Annotated in this window: 2 protein-coding genes; both read right to left on the bottom strand. The window is 33.8% G+C overall.

Annotation, left to right across the window (positions count from 1 at the left end; genetic code table 11):
* A partial coding sequence (locus F0000_RS27425) for an IS3 family transposase (protein ID WP_149627871.1) occupies positions 1–815 on the bottom strand: 815 nt, incomplete at its 3' end.
* The coding region (locus tag F0000_RS28050; protein WP_188112326.1) for a transposase at positions 812–1,029 on the bottom strand (218 nt) is incomplete at its 5' end. The genes F0000_RS27425 and F0000_RS28050, both read right to left, overlap by 4 nt.

Genomic DNA, 1,029 nt, shown 5'->3' with positions numbered 1-1,029 from the left:
TTTGGGGGTACTTTTCCAATTTCAGTATGTCTTCTTTTGGTGTTGTAAAACTCAATATATTCTTTTACTTTTTGATATAAATCTAATCCACCATTAGGCGGATTGAGATATATTTTCTCATATTTTAGGGATTTCCAAAACCGTTCTATGTATATATTATCAAGAGCTCTGCCTTTCCCATCCATTGAAATTTGTATCTGGTGCTTTTTTAGAGCAGCTATATAGAGATCACTTGTATATTGCGAGCCTTGATCTGAATTATGGATTTTAGGGGTTCCATATTGTTCAACAGTATCATTTAATAATTCGGTACACCATTCTGCACTCATTGAATTAGAAACACTCCAGTTCAATATTTTTCGACTGTGCACATCAATGATGGCAGCCATATACATAAATCCACGGAACATCGGAATATAAGTGATATCGGTTTGCCAAACCTGATTAGGCTGATCAATCTTAATGTTTTTCAATAAATACGGATAAATATAATTCGTTTTATCTCTAATAGTTGTTTTTGGTTTACTATAAATGGTTTGAAGCCCCATTAGTTTATAGAGCCTTCGGATTCTCTTGACATTGACACGATATCCTAAATCCAGATTGAGATAATCGGTCATGCGTTCTACACCGTAATAGGGATGTTCTAAAAAGTACCTATCGATCTCTTTCATCAACTTTAAATTCAATAGACTCTCGCCTTTAGGTTTGTAATATAAACCTGAACGATGAATCTCTAATAGCTTACATTGTTGTTTAAGGCTAAGTCCTGGATGAGATTTTACAACCTTTTGCCGTTTCTGGATAGTACTCATTTCTCCAAGACTTTCTTTAAAAAATCATTTTCAACTTGTAACTGACCAATTTTACTATAAAGAGCGCTTTTTTCATTATCTGTCTCTTCTGTTTTGGTCTTGGAGTCAAAAGTTTTTGATGAATTATCTATAAACTCTCGCTTCCAAGTAGATATTTGGGAAGGATGAATGTCAAACTTTGAGGCGATTTCCTGCAAAGTAAGTTGATCTTTGA

It is taken from the genome of Aquimarina sp. RZ0, from assembly GCF_008370685.1.
In the GTDB taxonomy this organism is placed as follows: Bacteria; Bacteroidota; Bacteroidia; order Flavobacteriales; family Flavobacteriaceae; genus Aquimarina.
This window is presented reverse-complemented; position numbering and strand designations above follow the sequence as displayed.